At 64.5% G+C, this 16,272-nt stretch carries 14 protein-coding genes; all 14 read right to left on the bottom strand.

Features of this window, described 5'->3' with window-relative positions:
• Positions 1-68: 68 nt before the first annotated feature.
• Entirely contained in the window at positions 69-1,262 is a 1,194-nt protein-coding gene (locus SKP52_RS06670; RefSeq protein WP_039573107.1) for an MFS transporter, read from the bottom strand.
• Positions 1,255-2,319 (bottom strand): LacI family DNA-binding transcriptional regulator, encoded by a 1,065-nt coding sequence (locus tag SKP52_RS06665; protein ID WP_039573105.1) that lies wholly within the window; start codon positions 2,317-2,319, stop codon positions 1,255-1,257. Before SKP52_RS06665 ends, SKP52_RS06670 begins: the two co-directional genes overlap by 8 nt.
• Positions 2,319-3,260: a glycoside hydrolase family 16 protein gene (locus SKP52_RS06660; protein ID WP_039573103.1), complete on the bottom strand. Its 942-nt coding sequence runs from the start codon at positions 3,258-3,260 to the stop codon at positions 2,319-2,321. The genes SKP52_RS06665 and SKP52_RS06660 overlap by 1 nt, the downstream gene beginning before the upstream one ends.
• Positions 3,260-4,756 carry a tryptophan halogenase family protein gene (locus SKP52_RS06655; protein ID WP_039573101.1) on the bottom strand — a complete coding sequence of 499 codons (1,497 nt, stop codon included), beginning with the start codon at positions 4,754-4,756 and terminating at the stop codon, positions 3,260-3,262. Before SKP52_RS06655 ends, SKP52_RS06660 begins: the two co-directional genes overlap by 1 nt.
• Positions 4,753-5,784, bottom strand: a complete 1,032-nt coding sequence (locus tag SKP52_RS06650; protein WP_039573099.1) for a cupin-like domain-containing protein — start codon at positions 5,782-5,784, stop codon at positions 4,753-4,755. The genes SKP52_RS06655 and SKP52_RS06650 overlap by 4 nt, the downstream gene beginning before the upstream one ends.
• Positions 5,777-6,496 (bottom strand): SapC family protein, encoded by a 720-nt coding sequence (locus SKP52_RS06645; RefSeq protein WP_039573096.1) that lies wholly within the window; start codon positions 6,494-6,496, stop codon positions 5,777-5,779. The genes SKP52_RS06650 and SKP52_RS06645 overlap by 8 nt, the downstream gene beginning before the upstream one ends.
• Before the next feature lie 12 nt (positions 6,497-6,508).
• Entirely contained in the window at positions 6,509-8,044 is a 1,536-nt protein-coding gene (locus tag SKP52_RS06640) for a tryptophan halogenase family protein (protein ID WP_039573092.1), read from the bottom strand.
• A gap of 107 nt (positions 8,045-8,151) precedes the next feature.
• Complete coding sequence (locus SKP52_RS06635; protein ID WP_228383848.1) at positions 8,152-11,133, bottom strand: TonB-dependent receptor; 2,982 nt, start codon at positions 11,131-11,133, stop codon at positions 8,152-8,154.
• A 350-nt stretch (positions 11,134-11,483) separates the two neighbouring features.
• Positions 11,484-11,855: a PRC-barrel domain-containing protein gene (locus tag SKP52_RS06630; RefSeq protein ID WP_039573087.1), complete on the bottom strand. Its 372-nt coding sequence runs from the start codon at positions 11,853-11,855 to the stop codon at positions 11,484-11,486.
• Between the two features lie 142 nt (positions 11,856-11,997).
• Entirely contained in the window at positions 11,998-12,876 is an 879-nt protein-coding gene (locus SKP52_RS06625) for a class I SAM-dependent methyltransferase (protein ID WP_039580136.1), read from the bottom strand.
• Between the two features lie 4 nt (positions 12,877-12,880).
• Positions 12,881-14,278: a threonine synthase gene (gene thrC, locus SKP52_RS06620; protein ID WP_039573085.1), complete on the bottom strand. Its 1,398-nt coding sequence runs from the start codon at positions 14,276-14,278 to the stop codon at positions 12,881-12,883.
• Between the two features lie 27 nt (positions 14,279-14,305).
• Positions 14,306-14,956, bottom strand: coding sequence for an SURF1 family protein (locus SKP52_RS06615; RefSeq protein WP_039573084.1), 651 nt, complete (start codon positions 14,954-14,956; stop codon positions 14,306-14,308).
• Positions 14,949-15,326 (bottom strand): DUF983 domain-containing protein, encoded by a 378-nt coding sequence (locus SKP52_RS06610; protein ID WP_039573082.1) that lies wholly within the window; start codon positions 15,324-15,326, stop codon positions 14,949-14,951. The genes SKP52_RS06615 and SKP52_RS06610 overlap by 8 nt, the downstream gene beginning before the upstream one ends.
• Positions 15,327-15,345: 19 nt before the next feature.
• Positions 15,346-16,221: a cytochrome c oxidase subunit 3 gene (locus SKP52_RS06605; protein WP_039573078.1), complete on the bottom strand. Its 876-nt coding sequence runs from the start codon at positions 16,219-16,221 to the stop codon at positions 15,346-15,348.
• Positions 16,222-16,272 lie beyond the last annotated feature (51 nt).

Below are 16,272 nucleotides of genomic sequence, written 5' to 3'. Positions count from 1 at the left end.
GTGAACGTTATCAAATTGCATGTCGCATAGTGACTGGACGAAATCAAGGGCGCTGTTCTCTGCTTGGATCAGCGCTGGCGCGGCATCGTCGCGAGCAGCAGCACCGCGACTGCGGAGAGCCCGGCGAGCAACAGGAACAGCGCATCGAACCCGAATCCCGGGACAAGCGAGATCGTCAGCCACGGCATGATCAGCGACGGCACGGTGTTGGTGAGGTTGAAGATGCCCAGGTCGCGCCCGCGCCGGTCCGACCGCGGCAGAATGCGCAGCGTCTGGCCGCTATGGAGCGAAAGGAACACCGTCGATGCGATACCGAAAACGAGATAGCTCGCCTTCGCCGCGTCGAGGCCGGTGGCCAGTGCCATGCCGACCATGCCGAGGCTCGACACCGCGGCGGCGGCGACCAACGGCAAGAAGGGGCGATCGTTGCGGTCGGCCCAGCGTCCGCTCGCCAGCGCGATCGGGATCGCAATCGTCAGCGCCATGCCGAATAACCGCGCCTTTTCATTGTCGTGCATGCCGGGATCGATCGAACGGAACCAGAAATAGAGATAAGCGAAGAGCGCCGCCTCGGCGATCTGGACGAGCAGGCGCGCCAGCCACATTCGCACCGCCGGACCGGTCGGCCGCCGCCGCTCGCTCGCGGCGCGCGCAGGAGGCGGCGCGGTGAGCTGCGGGAACGCGCGCGGACGACCGAACAACAGCACCGGCAGGACGGCGCTGGCCACCAGCAACGCAATGACGACGAGCCGCTGCTCCGCCGTCACCAGCCCCGGCCAGGTGACGAGCCATCCCGACCAGCCGCCGAGCGCCGGCGAAAAGGCGAGCAGCCCGCCGAGCAGACCCTTCTGTTCGTCGGGGACGAGGTCGCCCGCCCATGCCGAGAGCGGCCCAAGCATCATGTTGAGCGTGAGCTGCCAGGCGACGATCATCGCAACCAGCGACCAGATATCGTGCGCCAGCGGAACGACCAGCAGCAACGCGATCGTCAGGACCAGCCCGGCCAATATCCAGCCGCGCCGATTGCCCGTCCGGTCGCTGAGCCAACCGAAACCGATACCGCCGACGCTCGCCGCAATCGCGCCGAAAAAGGTGACATAGCCGAGCGCCTGGACGTCGGCGGTCCCCGCAAGCTGCGTCATGCGCCCGGGCAGCCAGATGGTCAGGAAGGGAACATAGGCTATCGCCCCACCTGCCCATGCAAGCGCATAAAGCAATAGGAAGATGAGAGACTGGCGGCGCGGAACCTCTGCGTCAGCCATGAACGGCGACTGGCGGCGCTGCGGTCGAGCCGCGCTGGACAAGGCCGCCCTGCACCCGCGTCGGTTCGGTCGGACGCGGCGCGCCGCGCTGCGCCGCGATGATGAGTTCCACCGCGCGCGATGCGGTTTCGGCGACCGGCTGGTCGACCGCGGTTAGCGCCGGCTGGGTGAAGCGGACGACGGGGGTGTTATCGAAACTGACGATCGATAATTGCCCCGGCACATCTATGCCCAGGTCGCGCGCGACCTCGAGCGTCGCGAGCGCCATCTGGTCGCTGCTCGCGATGATCGCGGTCGGCGGGTTAGCGCTGCCGAGCAGGTGGCGTGCCGCGGCAACGCCCGACGCATAGGTAAAATCGCCCTCGGCGAGCAGCCCGTCGGTGGCGAGGTCCGCCACCGCCATTTCGGCTTCCCAGCCGTCGACGCGCCAGCGGCTGAGGCTATATTCAGGCGAGCCCGGAATGAAGCCGATGCGCCGGTGGCCAAGGTCGATCAGGTGCCGCGTCGCGCGCCGCGCCGACCCTTCATCATCCATAGTCAGCGCGATTCCCGCCGCGCCGCCGCGCGATCCGATGCGCGCGAACGGAATCTTCTGCTGGTCGAGCAGGCCGACGATCAGTGGATTGTCCGAATGCGGCGGGGTCAGGATGACGCCATCGGGCTGCAGCGCCGCGATCGCCGCACGCAATTCGCGTTCGACATGATCATTGTGCGTGTCGACCAGCTCGAAGATCATCCGATAGCCATATTCGGCGCATTTCAGCATCCCGCCGAGCAGCATCTGGTCGACCCAGTCGACCCCCTGCCGCCCGCGCCAGTCGGCGATCGTGCGCTCGCGGTCGTTGAGCGCGAGAATCAGGTACGACCGTGATCCGCTCATCCGCTGCGCCGCGATCGAGGGGACGTAGCCGAGCTTGTCGATCGACGCCTGGACGCGTTCCTTCATCTCGGGCCGGACATTGGGCTCGTTGTTGATGACGCGGCTTACCGTTTGCAGCGACACCCCTGCATCGGCCGCAACATGCTTGATCGTTACCGACTGCCGCCGACGCCCCATTATTTCGTCTGATCCCCCGTGTTTCCACAACCGCTACCGGCATCGCCGTCGCATTGCCAGACGCGAACCCAGTCTATTTCCATCTTTTTCGGATATCCGCTTTCATCCACTCCCTTCAGCCCGCGGTCTTCGGCAAGCCCGCCGCCGACGGCGAGGTTGAGGATCAGGTGGAAGGGGCGGTCGAACGGCGCTGCGGGATCGGCCGATCCGCTGCTGTTCCATTCGCTTGCAACGCGCGTGGCGTAGGGCTTTCCGTCGACCGTCCAGACGATCTTGCCCTTTTCCCACACCATGCCGAAGACATGGAAACCGTCGAGCGGGGGCGGGAGCGCGGTCTCATCGCCCTTATGTTTATTGTCTGGCCATTGCCCGCCGAAATGCAGCGTGCCGAGGATGCGGTTCTCGATCCCGCCCGCGCATTGGTCGCACCGCACGCCAAGGTTCACCGCCTCCAATATGTCGATTTCGCCCGATGCCGCCCAGCTGCCATAATGGCTGTCTTCGGGCAGCATCCAGATCGCGGGCCACGTCCCCTGCCCCTGCGGCAGCTTCGCGCGCACCTCGACCTTGCCATAGGTCCACGCCGCCTTGCCGCGCGTGACGAGGCGGGCGGAGGTAAAGGGCTTCGTCGCCTGCGCCGTCGCCTTTTCGGGGTCGCCGCGTTGCGACAAGGGAAAGGCGGGCCCCGTCATCGCCTCCTTGCGCGCAGCGATGACCAGCTTGCCGTCCTCGATCGCTGCATTGGCGGGCCGGTCGGTATAGCATTGGCGTTCGTTATTGCCGCCGTCCCAACAATCGACATCGAAATCCCATTTGCCGCGGTCGATCGCGCGTTTGTCGAACTCGTCCGACCAGACGAGCCGCCACCCGGCGTCCGCGGGCTGCTGCGCCGCAGCCGCGGCCGGCGCGGCGGCCAACATCAGGATCGCTGCGGCGCGCATCACGCCGCCTTTGGAGCCTCCGCCCCGCAATAGCGCGCGACATAGGCATGATGTTCGGGCAGCGTCGCGACCGTCTCCGCGATATTGTCGCGCAGCGTCTGGAACAATCGCTCGACCTCGTCGTCGCGCAGCTTGGCGGCGATCGGGTGATAGGATTGCGGCTCGATCCCCTGCCCCATCATCACCTGCACCCAACTATTCTCGGCGAAAAGCTCCTCGTTCTTGCGGAACACGCGGCCCGTTTCGCGGAACAGCTCGATCTTCTGCTGCAACGAATCGGGGATCGGCATCGCCGCGACGTGGCGCCAGAACGGACTGTCGCGGCGGTTGGTCGCCTTGTAATGGAGCACGACGAAATCGCGGATCTGTTCGATATCGGTGCGCTGCTGGTCGTTGAACTCCTGCGCGTCGCGCTCGCTGACGCGCCCGTTGGGCATGAGGCGTATGAAGCGCAGCACCGCGCGCTGGATCAGGTGGACCGTCGTTGCCTCGAGCGGTTCGACGAAGCCGCCCGCAAGGCCGACCGCGACGCAATTGCGGAACCATTGCTTGCGCCGCACCCCGCCCTTGAACTTGATGTCGAACGGCTCGATCAGCGGCTCGCCGACGCTGCCCATCAGCCGGTCATAGGCTTCGTCGCGCGACAGGTAACCGCTGGTATAGACGATCCCCGCGCCCATCCGGTGTTGCAGCGGGATGCGCCATTGCCACCCGGCGTCGTGCGCGATCGCCTGCGTATAGGGCATCGGCGGGCCGAGATGTTTCGACTGCACCGCAATCGCGCTGTCGTTCGGCAGCCAGTGGCTCCAATCCTCGAACCCCGCGTGCAGCGCCCCGTCGATCAGCAGGCCGCGAAAGCCGGTGCAATCGACGAACATATCGCCCTCGATCCGCCGCTCGCCATCCAGATGCAGAGCGGCGATGTCGCCGCTCTCGCCGTCCAGTTCGACGCGCGAAATCTTGCCCTCGACGCGCGTGCACCCGTCGGCTTCCGCCAGCTTGCGTAGATAACGCCCATAAAGCGTCGCATCGACATGATAGGCGTAATTCATCCGGTCTTCGGGCAGGTGCGCGAACTTGCCCTGCATTCCGGCGACGAGTTCGAGGCAATAATCCTCATAAGGCTGTTCGAGCCCGCGTTCGCGCGCGTTGAGCCAGAAATGCTGGAACCCCGCCGACCAATGATCCTTGCCCGACAGGCCGAAGCTGTGGAAATAGCTGTCGCCGTCATGCTTCCAATTGTCGAACAGGATGCCCAGCTTGAAGGTCGCCTGCGTCGCGCGCATGAAGTCGGGTTCAGGAATGCCGAGGATGCGGTTGAAATTGACGAGCGGCGGGATCGTCGATTCGCCGACACCGATCGTGCCGATCGCCTCAGACTCGACGAGCGTCAGGTCGACCGTGTGCCCCATCGTGCGCGCGATCGCCGACGCCATCATCCATCCCGCGGTGCCGCCGCCCGCGATGACGACGCGGACAGGTTTCTTGTCGCTCATTTACTCAAAGCCCTCAGCAAGAAGGCGCGCAGCCGGCCCGCCGTCTCGGACGTGAGCGGGGCAAGGATGCTGCGCGCGGTTTCGGGAATATGGTCGGTGACGCTGGCGTCATTGTCGAAGACATAATGGTCGAACTGCTCGCGCCAGATCGCCCTGTCCTCGGGCGGCAGGTCGCGGATCGCGAGGATCGCGTGATTGAGCGCCGCCTGCGGCTGGCCGAGCCACGCCGGCGTACGCCGCCACCAGTAATTCACCAGGACGTTGAAGCCTTCGAGCCCCTCGACATGGTGCCACCACATCGACGGAATGAAGATCGCGTCGCCGGGCTCGAGTTCCACCGTCTGCGCCTCGGCCATCGCGTCGACGAAGCGCGGGTGCGCAGCGAGGTCGGGGGCATCGAAATCGACCATGCTGACGACGCGGCCCGCGGGGGTGTTGTCGATCGGACCCAGATAGAGGTTGCGGAACTGGCGCGGCGGGAACAGTGTGAAGCGGCGGCGACCGACGGCGCAGCACGCCAGATTGTCGGGAAAATCATTGTGCGCCGCAATCTGCGTGCGCGTGCCGATCCAGATGCTCCGGATCGGGTCGCGGTCGCCCAGATCGACCGAATTGGCTTCATCGAGCCCGTCGAAATGCGACTGCATATCGATCGACGCGAGATAGACGGTGCGGGCCTCGCCCAGCTCCTCGGCCTTGTCGATCCCGGCGAAAATGTCGGCGAGCTTGCCCGTGCCGACGCGGAAATTCATCTCCATGTCGGCGTCGTAAAACAGGCGCCCGTCATGGCCCGGCGGGCCGATCGACACTTTGAACGGGCGGTCGCGCGCGCGGTCGAGCAGATAGCGCCGGGCGCCCTGCGCGCTGGCCTTGCCCGCTTCGACCAGCGGCCAGTCGGCGGTGAGACCGCGAAGGACGAAGGGCTCGCGCGCGCCTTCCAGCAACGCGTCGAGCCCCGCCCCCTTATCCCATTCGCGCTCGGGCACGGAGCCCAAGCGGGTGTAAATCGAGGCGTCGGCTTCAGCCACCGCCCAGCCTGCGGTTCTTGCGTGCGACGAGCACCGACAGCTGCGACAGCGACGCGAGTGCCATGAACATCGGCATCAGATGCCCCGCCGCATGCAGGCTGCCCAGCGCCTCGCCATCGAGCGCGCGCAGCTTCGCCTCGTCGATGATGTGGAACCCGACGAGCGAATGGAGCGATCCGTCGTCGAGCGTCACCTCGAGGCTGAACGGTTCGAGAAGGTCATAGGCGAGCAGTGCGTCGTAAAAGGCGCCGCTCTCGCGATAGCCTTCGTCGAGGTCGCCGAGCCGCTCGGCGATCTCGTCGAGATAGGGCGTCGCATTGCCATCCGCGTCGAACAGCCGAACCCCCTCGCTCGCCGCAGCGATGCGGGGATGGTCCATGTCGATATGCACCTGACCCGGGCCCTCTCCACTTGGCGGGCGCCCGATCAGGAACGGCTGGATCGCGACCGACAGCGGGCGATAGCGAGCATCCCAGCGATCACCGTCGAGGAACAGATTCTCGCCATTCTGGAAACCGAACATCGCCATCGCCGTAAACGCGTCGCGCCCCGTTTCGCGGCGGAAGAGAATCGGGAAATGCGCCTGAACGCGCCGGAATTCGCTCGGCACCGTCAACGTCGCCATGATGTCGTCGCCGAGGTCCGCACCCGCGTCGGTTCGAATGCGCAGGTCGCGGTGGGTCTTGTTGTCGAGGACGGCGTGGCTGGGCATCAAATTCCTTTCCTATCGCGCTGCCGCGGCATTGCTATCGGGGCGAAGCGCGTCGAGATAATCACGATTGGCGGGCAGCGCCGCCGCGAGCGAGCGGGCACGCTGCCGGTTCTCGGCTAGCAACGCGGCCGCCCGCTCGCTCGCCGGCAGATCGGCCGGCACCGGATAACCCATGCCATAGAGAATATATTGATGGCTTTCGGCCGAAAAAATCTCGTCGACGCGCGGGAAATCCCACGCCGACGGCGGCTGGTCGCGCCACAGTTGCAGCATTGTCGCGAGCCGCGGCGGAACATGCGCGGGATCGCGCTGCGCCAGCCAATAGGGCTCTTCGCGGCGGCTGAGCGCATAGTGGAGTTTGAGGAACTCGACGATGCGATCCCAGCGATAGCGGAACAACTCGTTAAACCGCTCGGCGTGGATTGCCATCGCCGCGCGGCTCGCCGGAAAATTGTCGAGCAGCGCGTTCAGCGACAATTCGATCATCACGATCGCCGACGCCTCGAGCGGTTCGATGAACCCCGCCGACAGACCGATCGCGATGCAATTCCCTTCCCAGAACCGTGCCCGATGCCCGGTCGGAAAGCTCAGGCGGCGCACCGGAACCTCGGGCGCGTCGGGCAGCGCGCGCGCGATATAGGCGCGCAACGTCGCTTCGGCCGCATCATCGTCCATAAACCGGCTGGCATAGACGCAGCCGATACCGCGGCGACCGGGCAGGCCGATGTCCCAGATCCAGCCTGCGGCGTGCGCGGTCGATACCGTTTGCGAGGCGACCGGACTGCCGGGCGCGACCGGCACCTGCGCGGCGAGCGCGCGATCGTTGAACAAAGTGTCGCTTCGGTCGATCCACTCGACGCCCAGATGGTTGCCGATCAGCAGCGACGCATGGCCGCTACAGTCGATGAACAGGTCACCCGCCACATCGCCATTCTGGCGCGTCGCGACCGAGGCGATGCCGCCCCCGGCATCGCGCGCCACCGCGACGACATGATCCGAAATATGCCGCACGCCGAGCTTTTGGACCGCGTGCGATGCGAGCAGCGCCGCAAACTTGCCGGCGTCGAGGTGATAGGCGTAATTCGCGGCGCCCTGATAGTCGGGCATCGCGCGTTGCCGCGGGGCGAGGTCTAGGTCGCAGATATGCGCCTGCGCGCCCATCGCCGCCGCGAACGTCAGCTCGGACGCGCCCGCCTGCCAGGCGGCGAGCAACTCGGCGGTCGGTGCCGAGGGCGGCGAGGTGAAAGGGTGCAGATAGCGGTCGTCCTCCTCCCCGGTCAGCCAGCCGTCGAACCGCGACCCTTGTTTGAACGATCCGTCGCACGCGACCAGGAACTCGGCCTCGCCGATCCCGATCGCCGCCAGCGTCGCGCGCATCGTCGGCCAGGTACCCTCGCCGACGCCGATCGTCGGGATGTCGGGTGCCTCGATCAGCGTGACCAACAGCCTTCCCGCTTTGGCCCGACGCGAGCTGGCAAGCCGCGACGCGGCGAGCCAGCCGGCGGTGCCGCCCCCTACGATGACAATCCTCTCGATCGCTTCATTCATTGCCGTCGATCCTAAGCGAGCTTGCCGCCGCCGTCACGCAAAAGAGCCGCGCCCGGGGAGGACACGGCCCTTTCTGCCTGCGACCCGGCGGAGGTGCCCCACCCGCCTTAGAAGCTGAACCTGACCCCTGCCGCATAGCGGGCAAAGCCCGGCTCGGCGAAGTTGACATTATTCTTGTGGCGGAGGTGCCCGCGGCGCCCTTCGCCGGTCAGGTTGATCGCCTCGACGAAGCCCGTGAGTCCGGGGATGAACTCATAGCTCGCACTCGCGTCGATCTGCCAATATTCTTCGATATAGAAGGGGTTCGGACCCGTTTGCGTCAGGAATTTGTCGCGCCAGTTCCACGCAACGCGTGCCTGCAACCCGCCCTTGTCATAAAAGGCGACGGCGTTGGCACTGTCGCTGAGCCCCGTGAGCGCGAACTGCGCCGCCGACGACGGCTGCGTATTGTCGTAGGTCGCGTCGCCGTTGACGATCGTATAGTTCAGGATGACGCCGAAGCCGGTGTCCCAGAAACTGTGCTGGATCGCGAACTCCCAGCCGTTGAGCGACGCGGTCTGGTCGCTGTTCACCGGCGTTCCGATCTCGAAATTGACGAGCGGATCGCCGGGCGCGGCATTGATGATGCCGGTGAAGGGCTGACCGCCCCCGCCCCCGGTGATGGTAGTTGTTTCGGGGAAATTCTCGAAGATATATTGCCGGATTTGCGATGCGGTTGCGCCCGACCCTATCGATGCGATCGCCGCATTCCAGCGCGTTCCGCCCACCGGCGTCGTCAACCCGAACGCGTTCGAGTCGATCCGCGTCGAGGATATGAAATTGCTCACATCCTTGTGAAAATAGCCCACCGACAGGTAGGAATCGCGGGCGTAATACCATTCCGCCGACAGGTCGATATTCTTCGACTTGTACGGGATCAGCCCCGGGTTGCCTTGCGCGCCGGTGCCGCCGCCAACGCGGAACAGCGTATCGATCGTCCGGCCGCCCTGCATGCTGGCATAATCGGGACGCGTGATCGTGTGGCTGTACGACGCGCGCAGCTTGACATTCTCCATCGGCGAGATGTCGAAATCGACGGCGGGCAGCCAATTGTCGTAAGATCCCTTGAACCGCGTGAAATCGCTTTCGCCCGAAAAGACGACGTTGAATTCATTGTCGCCGATCCATGTCGTCGTAACCGGCACCGGCACCAACGCCGCCGACGAGATGTCGGTCGTTTCGTACCGGATACCCGCCGTGAAGTGGGCAGGATTCTGGAACAGATCGAATACGGTCCCCACCTGCAGATAGGGCGCGAGCGTCTTTTCGGTTATGCGCCGGTCGGTATTGAACACCGCAAGGCAGGTGCCCGGCTGCGCGGCGCCCGTCGCAGGGTTGCTGCAGACCTGATAATTCTGCTCGTTCAGATCGGCGAGCCGCTCGAAATCGAAGGTGTAGAAACTCTGGATCATCCCCGGCTGGGCAAGTCCCGGGAATTTGTCGGGCAGCGTGACGAGCTTGAAAATATCGTCAGGAATATCCGACGCCGGGCCGGCACCGCCCCAGGTATCGTCGTTCTGCACCGTGCCGAACGCCGATCGCACCTTGCTGTCGACATAGGAGACGCCGAAATCGATGCTGTCGAGGAAGCCGCTGTCATGGTCATATCGCCCGCGCAACTGCACCTGGTTGATCCGGTTACGGAAAAAAGCGTTGCGAAAAGCATTGCCCGTCGGGGTGATCAACGACGCATCGAGCGGATCGATGCCGGGGTACATACCATAAGAGATGACCGGCAGGTCGTTCTCGAAATTGATCGCCTGGTTCTGGACGCCAAAGACGGCGTTGCCGAGCGACACGCTCGAACCGAAGCGATTGACCGGATTGACTTCGGCAGTCGAATGATGCGCGTCGAGCTCGAAGGTCACCCCATCGGTGCCTTTCCACTCGAGATTGAAGCCGAGCGAATTATTCTCCGCCCGATTTTCGGTCAGCGCACCGCTGTAGGATAGATCCTTGCCGCCATAGAGGGCATTGGGGCCGGGCGTGCCGGTGGGCGCGGCAAATTCCTCGCTGTAAAAGATCGGGCCCGCGACCGGGCCGTCGGTCCACGCGCTCGACGTGTCATCGTGGTTGAACCACACGCCGACGTTGCTGTTGCGTGTTTCGACGGTGTTGCGCGAATAGATATAATCGACCGTCGCGGTCAGTTCGTCGGTCGGCCGGAACTGCAATACCGCCTGCCCGTTGATGCGCTCGCGATTGATGTCGTTAAGGTCGTATGACGCATTCTGGGGGACCTGATAGACATCGCCAGCCTCGGGCCTGTTCGTGATGTTCGCATAGCGCGGATCGGGCACTTCCACCCCGTTGACAATACGCGTCGGATTGGCCAGCGAACCCCAGTTATTCTCGTTGCCAAGATAGCCGTCGCGCCAGCCGACATTCGCCCGGTTGGTGCTCGACTTGCGCTTCTGATACGACCCAGCGACCATGATGCCGATGCGGTCTTCGGCAAAGGTCGCGCTGAAGATGCCCGACACTTCGGGGGTGATCGGCTCGCCATCGTTGCGCGACGAATCATAGACGCCCTTGACCGACAGGCTGCCGCGCATCCCCGGATTGTCGAGCGGGCGCGGCGTGCGGATGTTGATCGTCGAGCCGATGCCCCCCGACTCGACGGTAGCGCGGCCGCTCTTGTAAACCTCGACCGAAGCGACACCCTCCGAAGCCAGATTGGCAAAGTCGAACGAACGCGAGGACGGCGCACCATCGCCGCCGCCGATATTTGCCGTCGGGACCTGACGGCCGTTGACCGTTATCAGGTTGAATTCGGGACCGAAGCCGCGAACCGTGACAAGCGAACCTTCGCCATTCTGACGGTCGATCGACACGCCGGTGATGCGCTGCAGCGATTCGGCAAGATTGGTGTCGGGGAATTTGCCGATGTCTTCGGCCGAAATCGCGTCGACGACGCCCTGCGCCTCGCGCTTGATATCGGCCGACGCGGCAAGGCTGGCGCGAATGCCGGTAACGACGATCTCGTCGCCGTTCACTTCACCGTCGGCCGGCGCTTCCTGTGCGACCGCAGCCTGCGCGATGCCCATCATGGACAGTGCCGACGTACCGACCAGAAATTTGGCAAACCACTGCTTTTGAGACGCCCGCATCCCTTTTCCTCCCAAATAGCCGCTCTTTGCTGGCGGCATTCCCGTTATGTGAACGTTATCTAAATGGGAACGTTCTCATTGTCAACGCACAGCCTGTGACATTTCGGTCACAATGCTGCGCTTTTTGCTGCACCAAACGTATGCAGCAAAGATCATCGAACGGAAATCGTTCGCGGGCCGACAACCGACACCGCGAACGATCGCGCTCCATTTGTTTCGGGTGGACGTTAACGGTGGAGCGGGCCAGCCACTCCTCGCCGGCCGCTCATCGTCATATAGGGCGTCGCCGATTACAGCATCGGATAGCTGAGCCCGTAATATCCATAGATGGTCCGACCATATTCATCGGTATATTCGGGCGTGTCGTCACGCGCATAGCGCGGGGCACCGGTCAGCTTCTCCTTGGCGATGTCGACCACATAACCGCCCTTGTCGACGTCATAGGTCAGCATGTCCCAGGGAATCGGATAACGGTCGCTGCCAAGACCGAACAGGCCGCCGAATTCCATGACGGCATATTCGCTATTGCCCGATCTTTTGTCGATCATGACATTGGCGATCGTGCCAAGCTTTTCATTCTGCGGGTTGTAGACCTTGGTCCCTTCGACCTTTTCAGACGAAATCAACCGATGCGTTTCATCGCGTGCAAGCGTGTCGGCCATGGAAATTTCTCCTTTGGCATCGAGGGCGAAGCAGCGGCGGGAAGAGCCAGCCGTGCCGCCCCCTGTCCAAGCAACGAGGTCGGCACCCCAGAGTTGCTCGGTTCACCGCAAAGGCAGGTCCGCTTGCGCGAGCGGCCGTCGCTCAACGACTCCAGCGCGCGAATATGGCGGTCGGCAGCAGCAGCCCCCTCGCCTCCTCGCGCACCGCAAGCTCCCCGCACTCGACCTTTCCCGGCAGGTCGGCGAAAAGCTGCGCCAGCAGTTCGCCGATCGCGAGCGCCGACATGCGCACGGCATAGACGGTGAGGAACAGCGCGCGACTGTCCGCGTCGAGCAACTGGCGACAGTCGGTGAGCAAGGGCGCCAGCCCCTCCTCAAGCTGCCAGCGCTCGCCGGTCGGGCCACGGCCGAACTTGGGCGGATCGAGCAGGATCGCGTCATAGCGCTTCTCGCGCCGGACCTCGCGCGCGGTGAATTTTCCCGCATCGTCGAGTATCCAGCGCACCGGCTTGTCGGCCATGCCAGCGAGCGCTGCATTCTCGCGCGCCTGCCCCACCGACTTCTTTGAGGCGTCGACATGCGTGACCGATGCGCCCACCGCAGCGAGTGCCTGGCTGCCGACGCCGGTGTAACCGAACAGGTTCAGGAACGCAGGGTCGGCCTTGTCGGCGACGCGGTCGCGCAGCCAGTCCCATACGGGTGCCATATCAGGGAAAAAGCCGAGGTGGCGGAAGGGCGTGCATTGCGCGGTGAAACGCGTTTCGCGCCACGCGAGCGGCCAGCCCTCTGCCGGCACGGGCTTGTTATAATACCAGCGACCGCCGCCATCGTCGTCCGAGGCGGGAATGAACTCGCCATCGGCGGCCTCCCATTCGCTGGCGGGCAGCGCGGGCGCCCACATCGCCTGCGGTTCGGGACGAATGAAGCGATAGCGGCCATAGCGTTCGAGCTTGCGCCCGTTCCCGCTGTCGACCAGCCCATAATCATCCCATGCTTCGCCGACGAGCGTGACGAGAGGCAGAAGATCAGCCACGCGCGGCTTCCGCGAGGACAAAGGCCTTCACCGCGTCATAGTCGCCGGGAAGGCGCGAATAGCGCTCCTCGCGGTCGAACAGATTGCCGAGGCGCGCGGGCAGCGGCGGGCGCACGCCGGTCGCACGCTCGACGGCTTCGCGAAACTTCGCGGGATGCGCGGTCGCGAGCGTGACGACGGGAATATCGGCATCGATCTCGAGCGCGCGGGCGGCGGCAAGGCCGACCGCGCTGTGCGGATCGATGATCTGCCCGCCCTTTTCCTGCGCCCAGCGCAGCGCGAGCGCCATCGTGTCGCCATCAATGCTCGCGCTCGAAAACAGCCCGCGCGCGCCCGCCAGCATATCGGCGGGGATCGACATCGCGCGATTGCGGTCGAACTCGCCCATCATCCCGGTGATCGCGGCGCCGTCGCGGCCCGCGAGATCGAACAGCAGCCGTTCGAAATTGCTGCTGACCTGAATGTCCATGCTGGGGGTCGCGGTCGCGGTGACCGTCCCGGCGCTATAGTCGCCGCTGGTCAGGGCGCGGTGGAGGATGTCGTTGACGTTGGTCGCGACGACGAGCCGGGCAATCGGCAGCCCCATCTGCGCCGCGACATAGCCCGCGAACACATCGCCGAAATTGCCCGTCGGCACGCTGAACGCCACCGGACGGTCGGGGCCGCCGAGCCGAACCGCGGCATAGAAATAATAGACAACCTGCGCCATCAGCCGCGCCCAGTTGATGCTGTTCACCGCCGACAGGTTCACCTGACCGCGCGCCTCCTCGTCACCGAACAGCCGCTTCACCATCGCCTGCGCATCGTCGAAGCTGCCGTCGATCGCGATATTATGGACGTTGGGCGCCAGCACCGTCGTCATCTGCCGCCGCTGCACGTCGCTGACGCGCCCTTCGGGATGGAGCATGAAGATCTGGATATGCTCGCGCCCCGCGACCGCCTCGATCGCCGCCGATCCGGTATCGCCCGATGTCGCGCCGACGATCGTGATGTTCGTGTCGCCGCCAGCGAGGAACTTCTCGAACAGTTGCCCGAGCAGTTGCAGCGCGACGTCCTTGAACGCCAGCGTCGGGCCGTGGAACAGTTCGAGCAGCCAGTGGCGATGGTTGAGTTGGACGAGCGGGGTGACCGCGTCGTGGCTGAAGCGGCCATAAGCGGCGCGGCACAGGTCGCGCAGCTCATCCTCGGTCAGCACACCCTCGACGAAGGGCGCCATGATCCGCACTGCGGTTTCGGCATAGTCGAGACCCGCAAGCGCACGGATTTCGTCGGCCGACATTTGCGGCCATTTCGCTGGCACATAAAGGCCGCCATCGCTGGCGAGGCCAGCCAAGGTCGCGGCACGAAAGTCGAGGGTCGGCGCAGAGCCGCGAGTGCTGATATATTCCATGGCGACCCAGCGCCTAGCGGCGCGCCGTCACGGCTGCAAGCGGCGGCGGACCGCGAGGATGTAGATAATCAGCGCAACGATCGCGAAGAAGAACCATTGAAAGGCATAGGCTAGATGGTTGTTCGGCGTATCGTCGGCCGAGGGCACCGCGCTGGCGCGCAATCCCGTCACCGGCGTGTCGGCAATCAGCATCGCCCGCGCGGGCACCGCCTTGCCCATCGCGCGCTCCATCACCGTCGGCTGTTCGGGCCCGGGAACGATCGTCCCCTGCACTGTTCCGCCGCTCCATTTGGGCGGCGCGAAATCGTCGCCGATGCCGACATCGATGAGCACGCCCGGCCCCTCGGCGCCCGTCCGGCAGTCGGCGATCATGCGGATCCCCGACTGGCCCTTGCGATCGGTGCCGCTGCGCGGATCCCAGCGGACGGGTTCAAGGCAGACGACGCTGCTCTTGCGATACAGGAAAGCATCGGGAACGGGCGGCAGTTCGGGATAGGCGACGGTCGACGACATCGCCATGTTGCGCTGGAACAGCGCGATCAGTGCCTCTTTCTCGTTCTTGCGCTGAAGCTGCCAGACGCCGAGCGCGACCATCGCCGCGACCGCGGCGAGAACGAGGATCGTCGGGATCAGCGGCCAGCGCCGGGCGGGCGCCTGGGCTTCGGCGGGATCAGTCATTCTTGTCCTCCACCTTGCGGCCCTCTGCCGCCTGTCGCTGGTGTTCGCTCGCCAGCAGCGCGCCCTTGCCGACGCGCAGGCCATAGACGACCGCGGCGGCGGTCAGCGGCACCCACAGGATGATATGGACCCACAAGGGCGGGCGCACGACGGCATCGAGCGTCAGCGCAATCGCGATGAGCAACGCGCCGATGATCAGCGTCAGAAACGCCGCAGGCCCGTCACCTACATTGTATCGGCTGTAATCGAGGGCACAGACGCGGCACTTTTCCTCGAACTTCACCGGCCCGTCGAACAGCGTCGACGCACCGCATTCGGGGCAGAGACCAAAAAGGGCAGCGCGCCAGACCGGCGGCTGCCCCTTTTGCATGTCGTCGCCAACCGGCAATTTAGTGCGCGGCGACCGGCGCGCCCCAGCCGCCCCAGACATAGACGATGATGAAGAGGAACAGCCACACGACATCGACGAAGTGCCAATACCATGCGGCCGCTTCGAAACCGAAATGCTGGGTCGGGGTGAAGTGGCCCTTGTAGGTGCGGACGAGGCAGACGATCAGGAAGATCGTGCCAACGAGAACGTGGAATCCGTGGAAGCCGGTCGCCATATAGAAGGCCGAGCTATAGTTGCTCTGACCGAAACCGAACGGCGCATGGGCATATTCATAGGCCTGGATCATCGAGAAGATCGCGCCGAGGATGATCGTCAGCCACAGGCCTTTCTTGAGCCCCTCGCGGTCGCCATGGATCAGCGAATGATGCGCCCAGGTGATCGTGGTGCCCGAGCAGAGCAGGATCAGCGTGTTGAGCAAGGGCAGCGAGAAGGCGTCGATAACTTCGATACCCTTGGGCGGCCACATTGTGATCGCGGCGGCGCCATCCTGACCGAACAGCGAGGTCACCGCGCCTTCGGCATATTCGATGGGCACCGGAAACAGCGAGAAATCGAACCATGCCCAGAACCAGCCGACGAAGAACATGACTTCCGACGCTATGAACAGGATCATGCCATAACGCAGGTGCAGCTGGACGACCGGTGTATGGTCGCCGGCATGCGCTTCGTTGATGACGTCCGACCACCAGCTGAAGAAGGTGGCGATCACGCCCATGAAGCCGAGGCCGAGGACCCATTTGCCGATCTCGCCGAAATGATCGGCGTGCATCGCCATGACGAGCCCGAAGAACATCACGAGCGCCGCGACCGAGCCGATGAGCGGCCAGACGCTGGGATTTACGAGGTGGTAGTCATGATGTTTCGCACCGGACATGGCGTGTTTCCCGTTTTTTGCAGCCCCAGCATGACGATTCCCCATCATCTG

This window comes from Sphingopyxis fribergensis (genome assembly GCF_000803645.1).
Taxonomy (GTDB): Bacteria; Pseudomonadota; Alphaproteobacteria; order Sphingomonadales; family Sphingomonadaceae; genus Sphingopyxis; species Sphingopyxis fribergensis.
This window is presented reverse-complemented; position numbering and strand designations above follow the sequence as displayed.

Bases quoted from the DNA above. Each gene is read 5' to 3' on its own strand.
- SKP52_RS06670 (WP_039573107.1), bottom strand. From the start codon at position 1,262: ATGGCTGACGCAGAGGTTCCGCGCCGCCAGTCTCTCATCTTCCTATTG.
- SKP52_RS06665 (WP_039573105.1), bottom strand. From the start codon at position 2,319: ATGGGGCGTCGGCGGCAGTCGGTAACGATCAAGCATGTTGCGGCCGAT.
- SKP52_RS06660 (WP_039573103.1), bottom strand. From the start codon at position 3,260: ATGCGCGCCGCAGCGATCCTGATGTTGGCCGCCGCGCCGGCCGCGGCT.
- SKP52_RS06655 (WP_039573101.1), bottom strand. From the start codon at position 4,756: ATGAGCGACAAGAAACCTGTCCGCGTCGTCATCGCGGGCGGCGGCACC.
- SKP52_RS06645 (WP_039573096.1), bottom strand. From the start codon at position 6,496: ATGCCCAGCCACGCCGTCCTCGACAACAAGACCCACCGCGACCTGCGC.
- SKP52_RS06640 (WP_039573092.1), bottom strand. From the start codon at position 8,044: ATGAATGAAGCGATCGAGAGGATTGTCATCGTAGGGGGCGGCACCGCC.
- SKP52_RS06635 (WP_228383848.1), bottom strand. From the start codon at position 11,133: ATGATGGGCATCGCGCAGGCTGCGGTCGCACAGGAAGCGCCGGCCGAC.
- SKP52_RS06630 (WP_039573087.1), bottom strand. From the start codon at position 11,855: ATGGCCGACACGCTTGCACGCGATGAAACGCATCGGTTGATTTCGTCT.
- thrC (WP_039573085.1), bottom strand. From the start codon at position 14,278: ATGGAATATATCAGCACTCGCGGCTCTGCGCCGACCCTCGACTTTCGT.
- SKP52_RS06615 (WP_039573084.1), bottom strand. From the start codon at position 14,956: ATGACTGATCCCGCCGAAGCCCAGGCGCCCGCCCGGCGCTGGCCGCTG.
- SKP52_RS06610 (WP_039573082.1), bottom strand. From the start codon at position 15,326: ATGCAAAAGGGGCAGCCGCCGGTCTGGCGCGCTGCCCTTTTTGGTCTC.
- SKP52_RS06605 (WP_039573078.1), bottom strand. From the start codon at position 16,221: ATGTCCGGTGCGAAACATCATGACTACCACCTCGTAAATCCCAGCGTC.